Source organism: Chryseobacterium sp. C-71 (assembly GCF_020911865.1).
Lineage (GTDB): Bacteria > Bacteroidota > Bacteroidia > Flavobacteriales > Weeksellaceae > Chryseobacterium.
Genome location: NZ_CP087131.1, coordinates 1462481 through 1483098 on the forward strand (window position 1 = coordinate 1462481; position 20618 = coordinate 1483098).

Annotated in this window: 15 protein-coding genes; 4 read left to right on the forward strand and 11 right to left on the reverse strand. The window is 33.7% G+C overall.

Going from position 1 to position 20618, the window contains the following annotated elements:
• The 3 genes from LNP04_RS06585 to LNP04_RS06595 are packed head-to-tail and all read right to left on the reverse strand — an operon-like array spanning position 1 to position 2044.
• Positions 1–555, reverse strand: coding sequence for a TerD family protein (locus tag LNP04_RS06585; protein WP_229985756.1), 555 nt, complete (start codon positions 553–555; stop codon positions 1–3).
• The gene (locus tag LNP04_RS06590) at positions 545–1369 is read right to left on the reverse strand and encodes a phosphoribosyltransferase family protein (protein WP_229985757.1); all 825 of its coding nucleotides are present in this window, start codon (positions 1367–1369) and stop codon (positions 545–547) included. Before LNP04_RS06590 ends, LNP04_RS06585 begins: the two co-directional genes overlap by 11 nt.
• A 3-nt stretch (positions 1370–1372) precedes the next feature.
• Positions 1373–2044, reverse strand: coding sequence for an HAD family hydrolase (locus tag LNP04_RS06595; protein ID WP_229985758.1), 672 nt, complete (start codon positions 2042–2044; stop codon positions 1373–1375).
• 794 nt (positions 2045–2838) lie between these two features.
• Here LNP04_RS06595 and fusA point away from each other — a divergent pair.
• On the forward strand, positions 2839–4905 hold the full coding sequence (gene fusA, locus LNP04_RS06600; RefSeq protein WP_229985759.1) for an elongation factor G: 2067 nt from the start codon (positions 2839–2841) through the stop codon (positions 4903–4905).
• 143 nt (positions 4906–5048) lie between these two features.
• Here fusA and LNP04_RS06605 read toward each other — a convergent pair whose 3' ends face one another.
• Positions 5049–6587: a SulP family inorganic anion transporter gene (locus LNP04_RS06605; RefSeq protein WP_229985760.1), complete on the reverse strand. Its 1539-nt coding sequence runs from the start codon at positions 6585–6587 to the stop codon at positions 5049–5051.
• Positions 6588–7343: 756 nt separating this feature from the next.
• Here LNP04_RS06605 and LNP04_RS06610 point away from each other — a divergent pair.
• Both LNP04_RS06610 and LNP04_RS06615 read left to right on the forward strand, forming a co-directional pair.
• Positions 7344–7763: a transposase gene (locus LNP04_RS06610; protein WP_229985761.1), complete on the forward strand. Its 420-nt coding sequence runs from the start codon at positions 7344–7346 to the stop codon at positions 7761–7763.
• A gap of 19 nt (positions 7764–7782) precedes the next feature.
• Entirely contained in the window at positions 7783–8115 is a 333-nt protein-coding gene (locus LNP04_RS06615; RefSeq protein ID WP_228446798.1) for a helix-turn-helix domain-containing protein, read from the forward strand.
• Between the two features lie 54 nt (positions 8116–8169).
• Here LNP04_RS06615 and LNP04_RS06620 read toward each other — a convergent pair whose 3' ends face one another.
• From LNP04_RS06620 to LNP04_RS06640, 5 genes are all read right to left on the reverse strand, one after another.
• Entirely contained in the window at positions 8170–12981 is a 4812-nt protein-coding gene (locus tag LNP04_RS06620) for a DNA repair ATPase (RefSeq protein WP_229985762.1), read from the reverse strand.
• A gap of 381 nt (positions 12982–13362) precedes the next feature.
• Positions 13363–15372 carry a flotillin family protein gene (locus LNP04_RS06625; protein ID WP_229985763.1) on the reverse strand — a complete coding sequence of 670 codons (2010 nt, stop codon included), beginning with the start codon at positions 15370–15372 and terminating at the stop codon, positions 13363–13365.
• Between the two features lie 286 nt (positions 15373–15658).
• Entirely contained in the window at positions 15659–16306 is a 648-nt protein-coding gene (locus LNP04_RS06630) for a hypothetical protein (RefSeq protein WP_229985764.1), read from the reverse strand.
• A gap of 3 nt (positions 16307–16309) precedes the next feature.
• Positions 16310–17011: a PspA/IM30 family protein gene (locus LNP04_RS06635; RefSeq protein ID WP_229985765.1), complete on the reverse strand. Its 702-nt coding sequence runs from the start codon at positions 17009–17011 to the stop codon at positions 16310–16312.
• A 14-nt stretch (positions 17012–17025) separates the two neighbouring features.
• On the reverse strand, positions 17026–17427 hold the full coding sequence (locus LNP04_RS06640) for a YbjN domain-containing protein (RefSeq protein ID WP_229985766.1): 402 nt from the start codon (positions 17425–17427) through the stop codon (positions 17026–17028).
• A gap of 117 nt (positions 17428–17544) precedes the next feature.
• Here LNP04_RS06640 and LNP04_RS06645 point away from each other — a divergent pair, with 117 nt between their 5' ends.
• Positions 17545–18159, forward strand: coding sequence for a helix-turn-helix domain-containing protein (locus LNP04_RS06645; RefSeq protein ID WP_229985767.1), 615 nt, complete (start codon positions 17545–17547; stop codon positions 18157–18159).
• A gap of 875 nt (positions 18160–19034) precedes the next feature.
• Here LNP04_RS06645 and LNP04_RS06650 read toward each other — a convergent pair.
• Together LNP04_RS06650 and LNP04_RS06655 are read right to left on the reverse strand one after the other, a co-directional pair.
• Positions 19035–19289, reverse strand: a complete 255-nt coding sequence (locus tag LNP04_RS06650) for a phosphate ABC transporter substrate-binding protein (protein WP_229985768.1) — start codon at positions 19287–19289, stop codon at positions 19035–19037.
• Between the two features lie 532 nt (positions 19290–19821).
• Positions 19822–20478 (reverse strand): hypothetical protein, encoded by a 657-nt coding sequence (locus tag LNP04_RS06655; protein ID WP_229985769.1) that lies wholly within the window; start codon positions 20476–20478, stop codon positions 19822–19824.
• Between the last annotated feature and the right edge of the window lie 140 nt (positions 20479–20618).

Genomic DNA, 20618 nt, shown 5'->3' on the forward strand with positions numbered 1-20618 from the left:
TTATTGATACATTGATACAAATTTCTCAAGACCGTCTCTCTGACCTGCGCCTACCGCTTCGAATTTCCATTCTCCGTTTCTGTTGTAGATTCTACCAAATTCTACGGCAGTTTCGATAGAGAAATCTTCGTCTAATTCATATTTTAAAATCTCTTCGTTGGTATCTGTATTGAAAATTCTGATGAAAGAATTTCTTACCTGTCCGAAGTTTTGTCTTCTTGCGTCAGCATCGTGAATGGTTACTACAACGGTAATTTCTTTTATAGCATCATCAATTTTAGTTAAATCTATTTTGATCTGCTCATCATCACCATCACCGTCACCTGTTAAGTTATCACCAGAGTGAATCACCGCTTTATCCGGAGATTCAAGGTTATTGTAAAAAATAAAATGGTTTTCTGAAACCAGTTTTTTGCCGTCATTCAACAAAAATAAAGAGGCATCCAGATCAAAAGCACCGCCGGTAGATGTATTATTGATATCCCATCCTAAACCGATAGTGAATTTAGGTGCGTTTATATTTTCTCTTTGTCCTTTTTGTAAGTTAATAGCCATAATTAAGTTCTGTTTGTGTTAAAGTGTTTATATTAGTTTCGTATTCTTTTAATAAATGATAATTGTTGCTTATTGCCAACTCAAGAAGATGATCCATCTGCTCTTTTTTTATTTTAGACGTAAGATAATCAAAATTACTTGATTCTAAGCCCAAAATATATTTTACAATCCTTGTATTAAACTGGAAGCTTGGCTTCAGCATTACTTCCGCAACATGTTCAACGTTTTTCACAGCGTAATAGTTGAAATAGTTTTCAATTTTAGGATCTAATTCAAAATTCATTAATTCAGCGTAATACATGAATAAAAAATCTGCCTGCACATTAAATTCATTTAGGATTTTATTCACTGTAAATTCATGACTTCCAGTGATTTTTATATCGTCTATAAAAATACAAAGTTTTCCTCTAAGAAAATCCTTATCGAGATAATAAGTATCATTAGCAATCAGATTTTTACGGTCTTCAAAGCTTAAATTTCCGTAATCTGTCGTGTACGTATGATTTCTGTTTATTTTTGATAAAATACTCGACTTTTTTCCTTTTTGAAACAAATAAAAATCTAGCTGCTTTTTAAAATAAAAACATAAAAAATTAGAAGCCGTCGGAATCGCCATGTAAGGGCTAGGCAATACTAGAATTTCTTTATCTGTATTTAAGATTTCTTCGTGCTGAGCAATAAATCCTTCAAATAATTCTTTGGCAAATTTCTCTGCGTACGACTTATCGCCATACTTGAAATAGCTATATTCAGCAGGCGAAAACGTAAATTCGTCCGCCGAATGAATATGGTGCAAGCTGTACCTTTTATTCATATTTTATTGTGTGTTTAGTAAATGTGCGTTGAAACCAAAATCTTTTGCTCCTTTGTAATCTGCAATCGGATTATCACCAATATGCAAAATCTGATTCATTTGTAAATCCTGGTTTTTAATTAAATTTTTAACCTCCTGAAAAACGAGCGGATTGGGTTTAGAAATCTTCAATTCATCAGAATAAATATGAAAATCGATATACTGATCAAGGTTTTCCTCAATCAAAAATTTTCTCATCGTTTTTCCTTTGATGAAACCAGTATTACTTAGAATATTAATTGTTTTTCCTTGATTTTTAATTTCGTCAAAAAACTGATGTAAATTTTCGAAAATCACAACAGGTTTATACTGTAAAAATAAGTCTTCGCTTTTTTGGTAAAACTCGTTTAATTTCTCTTTATTTAATTGTTTCAAATCAACTTCTAAAGCATTCAAGATCAATAAATAAATCTCAAAAGCGTCTACATTCCCGCCAATTACCTCATTGATAGAATTGCAAAGATCATCGTAATATTTTACAACTCTCGCAACTTCATCAATTGGTTTATTCACTTCAAAAAACGAAGAAAACAACTCAACTCTTTTTGTTTTAAATTCAGGATGAGATTTTATTAAAGTAAGCCACAGATCAAAAGAAAAATGTGAGTGATTGTGGATGTCGATATCTGTTTTCAAAATGTTTTTAAGTTAAATTATTTAGCTTTCTATTGAAAAAGATTTTTAGTTGGTTCATATCTTTTTTTTAAATCAATTGTGTTTGAATTTTAATTCTACCCAAAGATAAAATTTTTAAATTAATGAGTAAAAGTAGTTTGGTATTTTAAGATATTTTTATGATTTCCTGTAATTTGAATTTAATATTCAGTGAAAGAAATTGTTTATTTTTAACGCTATGATCGCAAATGTTTTTATGAAATGATTGAGTATATCTCTCGTTCGCAAAGGCACTTCGTTCAGCAAATAATAGCAGAAATTCTTGGCTGAGTGAAACGCCCTTGCGAACGAAAAATATTCTCAAAAAATTAAAAAAACTAGCGAACAGCGTTAAAAATACCTTGCTCAAAATAATCTCTCTAAAATTTTCATCCGCATGGGCCATTTGAAAAAATTAAAAAAAGTTTTCATCATTAAAATATTTTTTATAATTTCGCAACCGATTAACAATCAACAATGTCAACAAAAATGATAAATATAATCACTTTAAACAATCCTATCAGAGCTGTGTACTTTGGTAGCACTGAATATTTATCTGAATAACGATCGTCTTTTATAAATCAAAAATATATGAAGGCCTATCGATTCAGATAGGTCTTTTTTGCTACCCTATTTCCAGCTTTCGAAAATTCGAGTTAGTTGTCTACAATTTTATCGCAAAAAAAATTCTTATTAAAATTTAATTTAAGAATCAATGAAATTTTGTGATTAAAAATATCGACAGCCTTAAAAATCAACAATTTAAATTTAACAAAATGAAATACAACACACGAAATATAGGGATCATAGCACACGTCGACGCCGGAAAAACCACGCTAACGGAAAGATTGCTTTATTACACCGGAATGATCCACAAAATAGGAAATGTAGACGAAGGAAATACCACGATGGATAAAGACATCCAGGAGAAAAACAGAGGAATAACCATTTCATCTGCTGCGATTTCCACACAATGGAAAAAAGATCAGCATGTTTTTAATATCAACATTATTGATACTCCGGGACACATTGATTTTGCGGTAGAAGTTGAGCGTTCTTTACGGGTTTTAGACAGCGTTGTTGCGGTTTTCTGCGCTTCTTCGGGAGTTCAACCACAAACGGAAAATGTTTGGTTCCAAGCAGAGAAACATGGAATTTCAAAGATATGTTTCATCAATAAAATGGATAGAATCGGGGCTGATTTCTTTGCTGTTTTAAATGAAATTAAAACTAAACTAAATGCAGTTCCTTTGGCTTTACAAATTCCGATGGGTTCTGAAGATAATTTTGAAGGAGTTATTGATTTAATCAAACAAAAAGCTTTGTATTGGATCGATGAAAATGGTGAAACGATTATTGAAAAAGAAATTCCTGAAAATTATAAAGCAGAAGCTGATGAATTCAGATTAAAATTAATGGAAACCTTAGCAGAATTTGATGAAAATTTCTTTGAAAAATTCATGGATTCTGAGACGAAAATCTCTGAGGAAATGATTACTGAAGCGACAAAAAGAACTTGTCAATCAAGAACTATTGTTCCTGTTTTATGCGGTTCTGCTTTTAAAAATAAAGGAGTTCAGCCTTTGCTTGATTCGATTGTAAGTTATCTTCCAGCTCCGAATCAATTGTCTACTATTAAGGGAAAAGATGCGAAAACTGAGGAAACAATCGAGCTTAAAAGAAATGAAGAAGAAACTTTTTCAGGACTGGTTTTCAAAGTAGTCATTGACAAACATATGGGTAAATTGGCAATGCTGAGAATTTATTCCGGAAGCATAAAATCCGGAGACACGATTTTAAATGTGAGAACGAATGAAAATTTCAGAATTTCAAGAATTTTACAAATGCAGTCGGACAAAACGTTAACGATTGAAGAAGGAAAAGCAGGTGACATTGTTGCTTTAACCGGAATAAAAGATGCAAAAACAGGAGATTCTTTATCATCTATTGAAAGAGCTGTTTTGCTTGAATCCATCACAATTCCGGCTCCGGTTATCCGAGTTTCAATTGAGCCGAAAACGAATGCTGATGAGAAATCTTTCGGACTTGTTTTAGCTAAAATTCAGGAAGAAGATCCGTCGTTGGTTGTTGAAAGAGACAAACAAACGGGCGAAACTTTGTTGAGCGGTTTGGGAGAATTACATCTTGAAGTTACTTTAGAAAAAATCCGATTGAATCACGGAATTGAAATCAATCAAGGGAAGCCTAAAGTTTCATACAAAGAAATTTTAACTGAAACCAAAAAACACAGAGAAAAATTAGTCAAACAAACTGGTGGAAGCGGACAATTCGCAGACATCACTTTTGAAATTGGACCTCGTGAAAATAATGAAATCGGTTTGGAATTCATTAATCAAATTAAAGGGGGTGTGATTCCGGGTGAGTTTATTCCTTCGATTGAAAAAGGTTTCAGAGAGGCAATGGAAAACGGAGCTTTAAGCGGAAATCCTTTGGAAAGTATGAAAATTACACTTCTGGATGGCTCTACTCACAGTAACGATTCTCATGCTCAGGATTTTGAAATGGCAGCGAGAGACGGTTTCAGAGCAGTTGCAAAACAATGCAAACCGAAATTATTGGAACCGATCATGCAGATTGAGATTCAAAGTATTGAAGAATATACCGGAGTTGTGACGGCGGATATCAACAAACGAAGAGGAATCATCACTTCGATTGATGAAAAATCAGGAAGAAAAATTTTCGCAGCAGAAGTTCCTTTGGCTTCTACTTTCGGATATATTTCTGATCTGAGAACACTGACGAGCGGAAGAGCTTCGATCAGCATGAAGTTGTCGCACTATGCTTTGGTACCTGATTTCATTGCGAATACATTAATAACCTAAAAAACGAGGGCTGTGAATTTATTTTGCAGTCCTTGTTTGGGTTATGGATGGTAGGTTTTTTATTTTTTCCCACAAATTTCACGGATTTGCACAGTTGTTTGAGATTGCTTCGTCGCTTCGCTCCTCGCAATGACATTCTAACACTACTTTTCTGGCATCACTTTATAAGTAGGATCCTCATGAATATTGACTTCAATGACAGCTTCTGCGTTTTTCAATAATTTTATAGAATCTTCACTTAAATGTTTTAAATGCAGTCTTTTATTCAACTCATTATATTTTTTTGACAATTTATCCAACGCATCGATAGCACTCATATCGACAACTCTGCTTTCTTTAAAATCAATTACAACTTCTTCAGGATCGTTTGCAGGATCAAATTTCTCTGTAAAATTCATTACAGAACCGAAAAATAATGGACCGAAAATTTCGTAATGTTTAATTCCGTTTTCGTCAATATGCTTTCTTGCACGAATTCTTTTCGCATTATCCCAAGCAAAAACCAAAGCCGCAATAATCACTCCAACCAAAACAGCTAATGCTAAATTATGTAAAACAATGGTAATCAAAGCCACCGTCATTCCGACAAAAATATCTGATTTTGGCATTTTGTTGACAATTCTAATAGAAACCCACTGAAAAGTACTGATCGCAACCATCATCATTACTCCAACCAAAGCAGCCATTGGAATTTTCTCAATGAAAGGAGCTCCGATCAAAATAATAATTAAAATCGTTATAGAAGCGATAATTCCGGAAAGTCTTGCTCTTGAACCAGCATTCAGATTTACCAGAGTCTGGGCAACCATCGCACAACCTCCCATTCCACCGAAAAAACCGTTGGTAATATTAGCAATTCCCTGTGCGACAGATTCTTTGTTGGCACTTCCTTTTGAATTGGTGATTTCATCGACCATTGATAATGTCAACAATGATTCGATCAAACCAACTCCTGCCATAATCATCGCATAAGGAAAAATAATCTGTAAAGTTTCCAAAGAAAATGGAATTTGAGGAATATGAAAATCGGGTAAGCCTCCACTGATATTCGCAATATCAGCAACAGTTTTTGTATCTATATTAAATCCTAAAACAACTCCAAAAACAACGATGATTGCAACGAGCGATGCAGGAACCACTTTTGTCAATTTAGGAAAGAAATAAACGATTGCAATTGTCAATGCAGTCAAACCTCCCATAATATATAAGGAAGAACCTTGAAGCCAACCGACAACTCCATTTTCCTCAATAACTTTAAACTGTTCTATTTGCGCCATAAAAATAATGACCGCCAAACCATTCAGGAAACCATACATTACGGGTTGTGGAATAAGCCTTACAAATTTTCCTAATTTAAAAATCCCGACCAGCATCTGAAAAATTCCTGCGAGTGCCACAGCAGCGAAAAGATATTCTACACCATGAGACTTTATTAAGGCAATCAAAACTACAATTGTTGCTCCTGCTCCACCGGAAACCATCCCAGGACGTCCGCCTAAAACGGCAGTGACCAATCCCATCATAAAAGCTGCGTACAAACCCGTCAATGGTGATAATCCTGCGAGAATTGCAAAAGAAAGCGACTCCGGAATCATCGTCATGGCCACTGTAAAACCAGCTAACAATTCATTTTTATAGTTAATTTTTTTTGAAAAATCAAAAAGAGCAAGAGTGTTTTTCATTTGGAGAACTTCGCATTAAGCGATTATATATCTTACAATAAAACAGGCGAATATTTATTTAAAATTAAATATTGACTCATTTAGATGATTGAGATGATTTTAAAATTAATTAATTCACTAAATCAATTGTATTGTTTATTTTGGCAAAGGTAAATACTATCAACAAACTATACAATCTTTGAAAGAAAAGAATTTTTATCAAACAAAGCATCATATCTTATTGAATGTCTTAAAGTAAGCAGCAAAACACCTAGGAAATAACAAATACAAACACCACCAATACTATTCATTCAATAACATAAATTAATTATTATTAACAATTATTAAATGCAATTTTAGTGATTTATTGATTAATTTTTTTAAATTTGGGGTATTGATAAGTTAATTTTTAATCAAATATTGAGATAAAATTTAAATTCCCATAGTCAAAACATTGGCGTAACTATTCATCATTACGGGAAAATTTAAAGAAAATCCAATATTAACGAACCTTAATTTGTCATTACTAATCAAAGAACACTCCTCGCCTTTGAATAGTTTTAGTAATATTTTTAAAATGTATAAAATTTGAATTTAATTATTCATAATTATCTGAATACAAACTAGTTAAATAATAAAATTTTAAAGATGTACTACACCTTTAATATTCAGGCTCCAGATTCCAGAAAATGCTTATTGTAAAGCTAAGTTAAAAACACAAATGCTTATCAGTTACTGATTAATGAAAAATATTTAAAAATAAATCATTATTTATAAATGTTATACAAAGTAATAAATATAGGCCAATCAATCAAAGAACTTGTAGACCAGAAAGGGATTACAATAGAGAGAATTTGTAACTTTCTAAATAAAGATGAAGAGTTTGTAAAGAATATTTACAAGAGCAATTCAATCGATACAGAAGTCCTTTTGAGATGGTCTAAATTGCTGGAGTATGACTTTTTCAGACTTTACAGCTCCCATTTGATTTTGTACGCACCGCCATCAGCAGTGAACAAAACCAAAGAAAAATCTGACAAGACACCACAATTCAGAAAAAATATTTACACTCAGGAAATTAAGGATTTTATTCTTAAAAAAATTGTTTCCGGAGAAATGACGCAGGCTGACGTAATCAAAGAATACTCAATCCCAAAGAGTACACTTCACAGATGGCTGCAAAAAAACCAACCATAAATCACCAAATTTATTTATTATGAAAATGAGACCTAATTACAGCAAGATTTATCACGATCTTCTTCTTGCGGAACACCCCGAAAAACTGAAAGACGTAAAAGTTACGGAGCTTCTTCAGAATCTTAACACCAGCGACGAGGTGATTAAGTTTAATGAAAAACTTTTCAAGCAATCGAAAGAAAGTTTAGAAAACAACCAGAAGCTAAGAACATACGACAGAGAAACGATGCTTAAGATATTAACTTATCAAAAACAACATGGATTCTCGAGCAATTATATTTCGAAAAAATATAAAATCAGCAGAACGACCATTGCAAAATGGAAAAAAATCTGCGAAGATGATATTCAATAATTAAAACAAGAAATGCTGCGCTTACCGCAGCATTTTTTTTGCAAAATTTCGAAGTTAATCTTTCTTCAAAACATCTTTTATTCCATCTAAACCTTCGCTGAACTGTGCGAGCAATGCCACAATCTGTGTCATTCTATCATTTTCACCCAAACCTTTGATCATTTTATTTTTGACAAAAGTTTTCTTGATTTCGTCCCAGCGTAATTTTTCATCATCAGAAATCAGATTCATCAGCTCTTTCAGTTTCAGCATATTCGATTCTGCTCCGGTTGTGAGTGTCTGAGATTCGTTTTGATAATGATTTAAGACGATCTGCGTCACTTCTTCTTCTTTTAAAATAGGCTGAATTTGCGAAATCAGCTTATTCATATTTCGATAAGAACCCTGCAATTTGAAAGACGGTTCGTTTCGGTAATCATCAGCCATTGCAGCGGAAGCGATGTATTGTTTATTGACTTTTAAAACAACATCTCTTACTTTCAAGGTATTTTCTAAAACCTTTCTAAAGTCTGAAATTTCATTTGAACTGAAGTTTCCTGCCAGATCTGCATTCGTAGAATTGGTTTGAATGCTGTTGTATAGACTGTACAGATTTTCCATTCCCTGATTGGTTAATCTTGTAAGATAATCGTTTGACATCAAAGCATTTTCAATTAAACTTAAATCAAACAATTCGGTTTTGCTTCCTGAAATTTCACCCAAATTATAGGTATCGGAACGGTTCGCTAGCATATCCGGAATTTTGAATTTCTCGCCACTTTCCGTGTACGGATTTCCAGCCATCACGAGACAGAAACGCTTTGATCTTAAATCATACGTTTTGCTTTCGCCGTTATAAATTCCTTCAATTTTTCTTTGTCCGTCGGCTAAAGAGATGAATTTCTGTAAAAACTCAGGATTACAATGCTGAATATCATCGAGATACAACATCACATTATCACCCATTTCCAAAGCTAAATTCAGTTTTTCAAGTTCCTGCTTTGCTCCGGCATTTTTTGCTTCGTTCGGATCGGTGGAAACAATATCGTGACCGATCGACGGGCCGTTGATTTTCATAAAAACCAATCCCATCCGGTCGGCCATATATTCCATCAAGGTTGTTTTTCCGTAGCCGGGCGGTGAAACGAGGAGCAACATCCCCATTCTGTCTGTGCGTTTGTCGTTTCCGACTGTTCCTAACTGTTTCGCCAAATTTGCTCCGATCAAAGGGAAATAGACATCGCTGATCAATTTATTTCTTACAAACGAACTCAAAACCTGAGATTTGAATGTATCGATTTTTAGACTTTTCTTTTTATCATTCACCCATTTTGCTTTCAACTCCTGCAGCTGCTTGTATTTTGGAACAACCACTTCATTGAAATTGGATAAGCGGGAATTGAATTCATAATAATTCAAATGATAATCAAGATCTTTTTCTAATGATTTTAAACCTTTCAAAACCGCTTCATACGTGACATGCAGAATATTTTCTGCGTTGAATTGCTGGGTCACAAAAAACACTGCGGTTTCTTTTTTAATATCATCCTCAAAATTCAGTTCTGAATTAAATAAGAATGCATTCAAAGCACTTTCTGCAATAGAAAAACAGGCTGAAGGATAATCTTTCAACGCATTCAGCTGATCGATGAACTCAAGGTCTTTTCCTTTTTCCTTTAAATTTTTTAAAAATGAATCATACAGCAAAGCCGCCTTCTCAGAAACCACAAACGCTGATTTATTTTCTCTTTTCAGATAAATGGCAGCATTAAAATCATTGACCTCAGCAAAAAGATGATTGTTTTGGGCAAACGATTTTATTTCATCCGACAATTCTTTATTGAGATATTGAAAACCTTTATCAGTTACAAATGATTTTGAAATTAAATTCGCCGCTTCAAACTGTTTCTGATAATATTCTTTTCTTTCCTGATTCAAAAAATACCAGAACAATTGCGCCAGCGCTCTTTCTGATGGCGTAAACTGCATCAATCCCAGCTCATTATGCATCTGCTGAAGTTTTGAAACAATCGTCAACGCATCTTCATCGTGAATTCCTTTCACCAAACCTTCTCCAAAATGCTCAGTCATAAACTGCTGAATTGCATTTCGGTTTTGCTGTTCAGTATTGATATTTTTATTTTTTGAAAAAATATTCCATGCTAAATATTCAAAACGCTTGACATTTGAATTTTCGGAAATGTATTCCTGATTCCAGACCTCTTTGTAATCTGAAATTGTTTCAAAATTCAGAGGTTCATAAAATCCCGTTCCGGTTAAATGATAATAATATTGCGCATTTCGAAGCACCAAAGTCAGATCTAATTTCTGACGGTTCACGGCAAATTTATATTCACCCAAAGCGATCACATTGTCACCATCTGCATAAATTTCTTTTTTATCTTTGAGCTTTCTGACCGCTTCCTGCTGAGAAGTTTTCAGCAAAGTCTGAATTTCTTCAGCTTTGGCAGAATCTTCCATTTCCATTAACTGGCGGGAAATATCACGAACTTTTTCCACCATCAAATCGGTTGCAAAATAGCCGTTGATTTCGTTTTCAGCATCGAAAGATTCCGTCTTTGTTTTGACAGACTGTAAAATCCTTTTTGCAGAATCATATAAACTTTGAGTACGCTTGTTTCTAGATTCTGTTAACTGAACTCTTTTGTTTTGAAAATGACCGTACGCTTCTTCTCTTTTTTCGCCAATTTTTTGGATAAACTCATCAAAATCAATGAATTTTGTTTCCATTTCTTCTAACTGAATGGAAAGTTTGGTCAGGTATTCGTCACATTTTTCCGGAGTTTGGGACAGTTCTAGAAAATTAATTACCGACTGATCAAACAATGTCATTTGCGCCTGAGAATCAGCTGACAGTTCTTTACCGGAAATTTCTCTTTTCCTTTTTGATAATTCTAAACGCTCCTGATTTAACCTTGCAAAAATCACCGAAATATTTTCAATAATCTGCGTGGATTGTGAAGTATCTTCAATTTTCAAATTATTGACAATATCCACCAAAAGCTCAAGCTGTGAAGACAAATTGCTGATTTCTTCTTCAATAGTTTTAGCATCAATCGCTTTCTGCAAATTGATGATATTTTCAGAAATTGATTGCGCTCGGGTTTCGTAAGGCAACAAAGAATTTTCCTGAAGCAGGAAATTTACACAGGCATTGGAAAGTTCTTCTGATCTCGCAGCCAGCGACTGATCTAGGACATCAAGAATTTTTAAATCCACATATTTCAGATCTCTTGCACCGATAATTTCGCCACGCAAAGCTCTGATCCGCGAAAGCATATCAATATATTCTGTCAATTGAGAATAATTGATCCTCTTAGTATCCTCTAAAATTTTTCCGCAGGAAACTTTGATCTTCTCAACAGATTCTGCGGTATTTTTTTTCTGTTCGACCACTTTTTCGAACTCGTTGATTGCAGAATGAGCTATTTTCCGGATTTCTTTTAAAGGTTTATCTAAATTTTGAACCTCATCATCACCCAGAAAATAATATGCATCTAAAATCGTGGTTGAAAGCTTGACAATATCATCATACAAACCGCTATAAGAATCTTCCTTGTTCAGTAAAGTAATCAGCTCCTGACTTTCCGCCATCACACGAACGATGTCCTTATTCCCGATTTTATAAATCAGCGTGTCTGATTTTTCGGTATTCGGTAACAATTCTTTCGCGTAAGGTGTTTGCCAGATTTGAGCTAAATGATGCTTCGTCGTTTCTACGCTTTCTCTTAAATAAATAAGTTTCCCATCATTTAAAATTGAATATCCACTACAACGAATCGGTATTTCGATAGTCTGTGTGATGATATTGTATGAAATTAGCTGATAATTATTGGTTTTATCATCATAGAAAACATACATAAAATTTTCGCCGTTCGGTTCAGAAATCGTTTTCAGATAATGAAGACGGTTTGAATCCTGAGAAATTACTTTCAGGCCTCCCGTCTGCAAAGCATAACCATTCGAGAACAATACGCCCTGATTTTCCGGAAGCAAAACCGCTGAATGCTTCAAAGTATCAACACGAGAAACTATTTTTTCTTTATGATTGTAAATGAAATATCTTTCAGATTCCTGATAGGGTTTAATTTTAAATAAAACCAGATTATCAAGGTCGCAGAAATGAATTTCAGCATCATCGAGATTCTGATCTTTATGAATGACATCTTCTGAATAAATTCCTTTTCCGGTGTCGGTATTGTCTTCGATTTTAATGGTAATATCGCCGCCAATCGACTCTACAAAAACTTTATCGGCCAAAGAAACGTGCGGAAATTTTCCACTGCGCTGCATATCTCTTGTCGCTTTCGTCCACGCAAAACCATGCTGTGGCGGATAAGTAACCTCCGAAGCACTTCTGGAATCTACATAAACCAGCTGATCTTCTTTGATCAACCATTTGAAAGCCTTGATGTCAGATGTACTTTCAGATAATTGGAAAACCATGTACAGATAGTTTTCGGTAAAATGAAAGCGTGCGAAAAAAGTATTTCTGTAATATTTATATAAATTTTTGAACTCTTCAATGAAAATTTCATCTTCAATCAAAGAAGCATCTTGAGGCTCAAAACGCTTGCTATTTATTTTATAAACCGAAAAAACATCGGTAATATTGATCTCTGTCTGTAAGCCCAAATGAGCATTTGAACCAAATATTAATGTGTTTTTTAACGAAAAAATATCTTTGGCAATACAATTATGTTCTGTAGAAATTCTTTCGTTGGCAATAAGAGAAAAATCTACGCCGCCGAAAATTTCTTTACGGTTTTCGTTCAGCTTCTGAAGCCTCTGAATGAGGTCATTTTTCTGCTCATTCAGACGGCTCTGAATAATTTCGTATGTCCCTGAATTTAATTTTTCTGACATATTTTTTGAGATATTAGATGCTAGATTTTAGACTACCATCATACTATTAAAAACATTTATTTTTTAACCATTAAGGTTTATTAAGTAATTAAGAATCATTAAGTTTAGCTTCGCTTTAAGTTTCATGCTTATAAAAAATCTATTGATTTTCTTAACCCAACTTAACATCTTAATAATTCTTAATGGTAAAGTTTTTTAAATTTATATTGAGAAAAAAACTCTCAAAGCATCATTGAAAAATCACACAATGAGAGTTTTACAATATAATTTAGTTATGATTCCATTTTTAAAAAACAATTTCTATTAGATAGGATTTTATCCTATCCTTTGTTAAGCCGTCCCTTTGGGACTTTCCAGTAAGTTTAAAAAAGAAATTATGTTTTATCTGATTGGTTTTTGGTCAACACCTAAATGTTTAGCCATATCCATTGCTCTTGACAATAGGCCTTTTTCATGTTGATCGGCAACACCATTGAGTTTGAAAATCAGGCTTGCGATGCTCATGTTTTTGATGTCTTCGGAAGAAATATTGTATTTATCAACCATTCCCATTACTTTTCCGATGATGTTTTCGCCGTCACCCAAAAGGTTTTCTTTAATCAACGTAGCATTTTCGCTGTGACTGATGAATTTATCTAAACCTTTACCAGCAGAGACCTGACGAACGACATTATCAAAAAACGTATTATCTCCACCAACGATGTCAATTTTCGCAGACTTAAATGCCTCTGCAAGAACTCCGGCCTGAGCCTGTGCGATGTCTTTCTGAATTGAGATTTGAGCCAATTCCACTTCTTTTGCTTTCGCTAAAGTCAATCTGAACTCTTCGTGATCTTTTCCGGCATCGTTCAGTTTTTTCATTGCTTCTGCCTTTTCTGTAATTCCGGCCGCTTCCGCAAATGCTTTCTCCTTGATAACTTCGGCTTGTGCAATACCTTCTTTTCTTTCAGCTTCCGCTTTTTTCTCGATAACGATTGACTCTACAATTCCCTGTCTTTCTGCTGCATCCGCTTTTGCATGAAGAACCTGAGCTTCAGATAAACCTACGGTTGCTTCTTCTTTTGCTTTTGCATCAGCAATAATCTTACGAGCTTCTGCTTCTTTTTCAGCTCCGTCACGTTTTGCCTGAGCTTCGATCACATATTTCTGAGCATCTTTTTCTGCAGATAATTTTCTGGATTCTGCGGCTCTGGTTTCCTGAATCAATTTCTTTTCAGCTTCCTGAGTTGCCAAAGTAATTTCCACTTGTTTGTTTCTGTCGGCTGTTTTGAAAGCTTCAAGATCTTTAATTCCCTGTTGTTCTTCCACCACCGTTTTTTCCATTGTTAATCGCTCACGAATTGCATCCTGAATATTTTTCTTTTCTAATTCGATTGCTTTTTCTTTTTCGATCTGAGCCAAAGAAACAATTCTTTCTCTTTCTGTTGCTTCCAACATTTGATCCTTTTGCACTCTTTCGGTTTCCACCAAATCGGCACGTTCCTTATTTTTAGCTGCAATAACAACCTGTCTTTGCTTATTTTCTTCTGCAATCTGAAGTTTTTCTTCTGTAGCAATACGAACGGTTTCATATTTCAAACGCTCTTCTTCATCTACTTTCAAAATCTCGGCATTTTCACGGGCTTTGATGTTGGCAACTTCTCTTTTTTGAGATTCTTCTTTTTCCGCCAACTGCTTTTCCAGTTCTAAAATTGCTTCACGGGCTTCAACATTCTGCTTAGTGATGGTTTTTTCCTCGTCTCTACGAACCTGATTAGCTTTGATGTTCTGATTTGCTGTCAGTTCTGTAATTTTCTTGATACCTTCTGAATCTAAAATATTGTCTTTATCTAAATTTTCAATTTTGGTTTGTTCTAAGAAATCAATTGCACAATCATCCAAAACATAGCCATTAAGGTCTGTTCCGATAATGTCAAGAATCTCTTGGCGAAATTCACTTCTCGCTTCGTACAATTCAATAAATTCAAACTTTTTACCTACTGTTTTCAAAGCTTCTGAAAATTTAGCTTCAAATAACTCTCTCAAAGTATTGATATCCGAAGCTCTTATACAGCCAATTGTCTGACCAACATTCACAATATCGTCAACCGATTTATTGACTCTGATAAAGAAAGCAACCTGTATATCAGCTCTCATATTATCTTTACAAATTAACCCTGCTCTTCCTTCTCTGGCAATTTCAAGTTTTTTCACTGAAATATCCATAGATTCCATTCTGTGAATGACCGGAATAACGATTCCTGCATTGAAGAAAACTTTCGTACCTCCGTAACCTGTTCTTAAAATGACGATTCCCTGAACGGTTTTTTTATACATTGATAAAATCCAGAAAATCAATCCGAGGGAAGCTACCACAATGATAACGATTCCTGCAATTAAAGTTGTGTTCATATTTTTATAGTTTATTTATTTTAATGTGTTTTTAATTTTAAAGTAAGTGTTATAATATTTAATTATTGCTTATTTGTCATAATACTTGTTTTTAACTCAAAGTCCGCAAATATTTTTTAAATGCCAACTGTTTTTTAAGCTCGCAAAGGCGTTCCAATCGGCAATGAACGCAGAAACATTTTCAATTACGACTATCCCGACAATAAGTTTAATTAGAGAAATTTAAAGTAAAAATTCTAAGATGTAGTTGAATATCATCATTATTAAAGCAACCATAGCATTAATTTTAAAAACGAATTTCTGTGGCAACATAATAGAATTTCCTTTGAGGATCTTCATCTACGATAATTACTTTTGTTCCGTATTCTATCTTTTCACCGTCTTTACTCTTCACCATTAAAGTCATAGGATCGCTTCCGATAAAAACTTCTAAAATTCCGGTTTTATCTCCATGAATAGTTGATTTCATTCTTCCTTCCCTTCCTAAAAAATCGTGCGGCTTTTCTCCTTTATGATTGATTTCCCTGAAAAATGGATTCAAAGGTTTTAAAAGCAGTTTTGTGATTAAAATAGCCAACAAAAACATGGGAAAAACCGTTATAACCGCAATCCAAAGTTCTGGTGAAAAATAAACCTCAACATAAAATGAACCCAACCATGTGAAAAACAGCGCAATTGTTAAAAAATAGGAAATGGGAACAATATCCAGATTCAGAAATTTCAAAAACTGGATAAAATCTGAAGAACTGCCTGTAACATGAATATAACCATCCGGCGCATCTACATCCGTATCAAAATCTGCATCGATTCCTATATCAATATCCAAACCTGTGATAATGGTAAACAGCCAATAGATCACCGCCAAAATCAGCAGCACACTCAAGACGGTATTTACCGGCGAAAATGATATATGTAGAAATTCCTGAAAGGTCATATTTTAGCCTTTTTTAAATGATTCTTTTAGTTTTTGCAAAGCATTTTCCGCTTCACCGTCTATATTTTTTACCAGATCATCAATTTCATCATCCACAGATTTTCCAGCTTTGGAAATATCGCTGTAAGCTTCTGCCATCGCCTCCTGCTGCACTACTTTTTCTTTAAGCTTTTCGAGCATAGAAACCGCACTGCTGCCGTCAATCTGCGTCATTTTTTGATTAATATCTTTCGTTGCTTCGCTTACCTGCACTCTTGCTTCCAAAGTTCTGAGTTCATTTTCCCATTTTGAAATACTCGATTTCAGGTTATTGATATTTGCCTGCATTTTTTCACAATCGTCCTGCAGCTTTTCATTTTCCTTTTTTAAATTTTCGGCTCTTTCCTGTGCTATACTCTGTTTTTTAAGAGATTCTTTCGCCAAACGATCTGCTTCTGAAACCTCAATTTCACCTTTCTCCGATTTCTGAACCAGAAGAATTGCCTTCGTATAATAATCTTTCGCTGCCTGTTCTTCAGATTCAATTTCGTTTTTCTTGCGTATAGAAAGCGCTTTTAACTTAGCCAAAGCTTCCATACTTTCCGACAATTGATTTTTCATATCAGAAATTCCGTTTTCCGTGAGCTTTATGGGATCTTCAAAATTTTCTAAAACCGAATTGATCTCGGCTTTTCCTATTGTATATAATCTTTTAAAAATATTCATATTGTAGTTTTTACTTATTTAGTCATTTGTATCATTTCGCTGTTAAACTCTCCTACCAAAATTCCGAGAGAATCTATAGAAGCCATCACTTCGTTTTGCGCCATATTATCCACAGGCAAAGTATCTCTGAAGATTACTTTCTTTCCTGAGTGATCCAACACAAATGCACCATGTACAATATCCCGGTTTTTCTGAAGCAGAATTTTATAAATCTCTTGGGTGGGATTTTTAATTTCAAAGAGAAACTGCTCCATGATTAAAATCGTATCGGAAACAATCAGAATCATATTTTTAATTCCGTTGGATTCTTTTTCTATAATTAAAACTTTCTGATTTTCATCCTGAAAACTGATGGTAAACTCATAATCTAATAGCCAATGTTTTACCTTATTAAATATCCTGTTTTTTTCACTCATCTTTCTGCGTATTTAGTTTCAATTATTATACAAATGTAATAATTTTCTGTTAAAATGCAAATATTATTAGCAAAATAAATTTCAAAATTCTGTACATTTGCAAAAAGGATTAGACTTATGAGTTTTTTCGGAACCAACATTAAGAAGATAAGGCAGGTAAAAGGACTGAGCCAGAAGGCTTTTGCAGATTTATTCGATCTCAACCGTGGAGTGATAAGTGCATACGAAGAAGGCAGAGCCGAGCCAAAAATAGATACACTGCTAAAAGTAGCTGGTTATTTCAGTTTAGACATCAATGATTTCCTTACAAAACCACTACAGGTTAACAACTTAGTAAGCGGATCTGTAATAGATACTTTGATGTTTTCCCCATTAGAAAAACTTTCTGCACAGAAAAAAACAGTACAAACATCAACAGAGAATGATGAGAACAGCATTGTTTTGCAAAAAATATTAGCAAACACTGATAAAATTTTCGAGTTTACCGAAAACACACCTTTGTTGCCCAATTATAGGATTGGAGATTGTCTGTTTCTAGTTAAGGGAAATTCCGAAAACAGACAAGAAACTTTACTGATTATCGAAAACGGAAACTTAGTATATTTATCTGAAATACCTGAAAAAAAACATTCCGAAAAAGCCGCCTACTCCATTGCGGGATATGTTTCTTTCAAGCAAAAAAATATCCTTTCTGAAATTTTGGAAAGGATAGCAATTTTAGAAAAAAAATAAAGGTAAAAATCAAGAAAAGAAAAGCGGGGCATTGTCTTTAGCCGGAGTCGAACCGGATAATCTTGCAGGTACTATCTGCTTCATTATTCCTCCCCAAAGGTGAGACGAAGTACCTTTTCTCTACGACACTTTATATTTTTAAACAAGGCAACAGGCAAAAAGCGTGTCGTGCTCTAACCAACTGAGCTACTTTTCCTATTTGAATTTTGTGTTTTTTAAACTGTGGAAAAGGCGGGACTCGAACCCGCGACCCCGTCGTAATGAGCGAAGTAACACTATTCTACGGCACTTGTTTTTATTTTATTAATTAAAAAGAGGCAAAAGGCAAGAAAACCACGAATAAGTTTTAACACTTATTTTCTGGATTTGAACCAATATCATAAGATTTACCGAAGTAAGTTTTCTTTACGGCACTCTTTATTTAAGCTGAATTAAAAAGAGGTAACTCATTGAAAGACTTCCCAATCTTTTTCAAGATCGTTTGGACTCGAACCAAAATTACACCAAGAAGTAGGTCTTTTCTACGGCACTCTTTATTGTTAAATCAAGGTAAAAAATATAGAATCTTTCTGTGCATTTGCTCTACCCGCTGAGCTACTTTTCCTTTTGGGAAAAGGCAGGACTCGAACCTGCGTCCCAATGATTAATAACCGAAGTATGATTCTAAAACGACACTTGATCTTTTTTATATTTTTAAAATCGAGTAATTAATAAAAAGAGTTTTTAATTCAATGAAAGTCGAAGAAACTCTTTTTTACGACATCGATTATTTTTAAAGTAAGGTAAAAATTCAAACAGACTTGCATGCGGCACGCTACCAATTACGTCATCTCAAAAATGTTCGGGAACAGGACTCGAACCTGTATAACCGCTCCTTAGCGAAGAAACTCTGTTTTACGACACTTACTTTTATTCTTCCATTGGGTTTTTCTGTATTTTTTCCAGTTTCTCTGAATCTTAATTTCTTTCGAATTAATAGTTTCAAAGCCATGTGGAAAACACCAAGAACATCCCATTTCATCCCCATATAAAATTCTGGAAATTTGTACGTTTGAAATTTTCTTAGGGAAATCAATTAATCCATATTCATTGATTCCGAAAGTTTGTTTTAATGTTTTAAATTTTTTCATAAGTATTGAGTATTTAACCTCAATACAATGTTCCTTTAAGCCATTTTTTATAGTACTTCATTATTATCTGTTTTTGTTGTAGCAAATCTATTTAGCTACTGCGCATTCTTTTTACGCTGTTGTTTTTTTATTAAAAACCAAGTAACAGGTTATAAGAGTTTTTGAATGTTGTTCAAATTGGAAGTTTGACGATGGAACTCTTAAGATAACGACATTGGTTATTTTTTAAAGTTTTTATGGTTATTGTTTTTTTGTTACTGCAAAATTATTGTGTTGGTACGTAATCTTTTTACGTAGTTGAAATTATTTTTTAAATATTTGTATTTTGTTCGTTTTGCCTTGAAGCAAAAGAACCAAAAATTCAAGACTTGGAAACTCCGGCTAAAAATAATCTATACTCTCTAAAAATTCTAAAACTTGCGCGAATTCAATATTTGTTCTTCGATTCTAAATTTGTATCGCGCTTCAAACAGTAGAATTTTCTTAACGTTCGCATAGCTTATTTTCTTAACGCCTGCATTTCCTATGTCGGTTATTTTATTCCTGTCATTAATTCTGAAATTTTTTCCGCATTATCCATTTTCATCTTTTTTAGAATTTCTGTAATTCTATGTTTAAATTTTATTTGGTGTTGTTTTACTTTTTCTAATTCAATTTTCAATTCTGATTCATCAATTTCGAAGATTGGTTTTATATCTATAAATTCTTTTAAGTTTAAATCTGAATAATCTGAAAATTGAACTCTCCCGTTTTGCTTTCTATAAAAAATCCACGGGTGACCTATCCATAAATCTGTCCAATCGGAAGTTTTATTATCTAATATCCCCTGCCACTCATATATATTTCCGATATCTCCACAACAACTTGGTTCAATGAGTATTTTATCATTTCCTTTCAAAACAATGCCTCCATCAAAAATAGGAACTTCATCCCCGAACTTCTCTAAATCAATCTCCTGAAGATTTGTTTCTACAATCATTTGTAAATTTTCTTCATCTATGTTTTCTATGTCGACTAAATAAGAATCTTTTTTTATAGTATGAAAACCAAGGTCTAATTTAGAAATAACCTCTTCCCATTTTCTATACCAATCGTCTGCATCTGGATAATCAGAGGCCTCAGGCAGTTCATATTCTTCTTTAGAATATTTTAATGGGCTAACTTCTATTGTGTTAATGAGTTTTATCATAATTATCTTGCATTTACTAGCCCCGATTGCAGCGGCATCCTTTTTCTAAAATGGCTTTGAAAAAAAGCGCTGGCGAAAAAGATATAGCGGAAAGCGGGAAAAAGCTTCAAATAAAAATTAAATATTAGCTTTTCGATGTA

Bases quoted from the DNA above. Each gene is read 5' to 3' on its own strand.
- LNP04_RS06585 (WP_229985756.1), bottom strand. From the start codon at position 555: ATGGCTATTAACTTACAAAAAGGACAAAGAGAAAATATAAACGCACCT.
- LNP04_RS06590 (WP_229985757.1), bottom strand. From the start codon at position 1,369: ATGAATAAAAGGTACAGCTTGCACCATATTCATTCGGCGGACGAATTT.
- fusA (WP_229985759.1), top strand. From the start codon at position 2,839: ATGAAATACAACACACGAAATATAGGGATCATAGCACACGTCGACGCC.
- LNP04_RS06605 (WP_229985760.1), bottom strand. From the start codon at position 6,587: ATGAAAAACACTCTTGCTCTTTTTGATTTTTCAAAAAAAATTAACTAT.
- LNP04_RS06610 (WP_229985761.1), top strand. From the start codon at position 7,344: ATGTTATACAAAGTAATAAATATAGGCCAATCAATCAAAGAACTTGTA.
- LNP04_RS06615 (WP_228446798.1), top strand. From the start codon at position 7,783: ATGAAAATGAGACCTAATTACAGCAAGATTTATCACGATCTTCTTCTT.
- LNP04_RS06620 (WP_229985762.1), bottom strand. From the start codon at position 12,981: ATGTCAGAAAAATTAAATTCAGGGACATACGAAATTATTCAGAGCCGT.
- LNP04_RS06625 (WP_229985763.1), bottom strand. From the start codon at position 15,372: ATGAACACAACTTTAATTGCAGGAATCGTTATCATTGTGGTAGCTTCC.
- LNP04_RS06630 (WP_229985764.1), bottom strand. From the start codon at position 16,306: ATGACCTTTCAGGAATTTCTACATATATCATTTTCGCCGGTAAATACC.
- LNP04_RS06635 (WP_229985765.1), bottom strand. From the start codon at position 17,011: ATGAATATTTTTAAAAGATTATATACAATAGGAAAAGCCGAGATCAAT.
- LNP04_RS06640 (WP_229985766.1), bottom strand. From the start codon at position 17,427: ATGAGTGAAAAAAACAGGATATTTAATAAGGTAAAACATTGGCTATTA.
- LNP04_RS06645 (WP_229985767.1), top strand. From the start codon at position 17,545: ATGAGTTTTTTCGGAACCAACATTAAGAAGATAAGGCAGGTAAAAGGA.
- LNP04_RS06650 (WP_229985768.1), bottom strand. From the start codon at position 19,289: ATGAAAAAATTTAAAACATTAAAACAAACTTTCGGAATCAATGAATAT.
- LNP04_RS06655 (WP_229985769.1), bottom strand. From the start codon at position 20,478: ATGATAAAACTCATTAACACAATAGAAGTTAGCCCATTAAAATATTCT.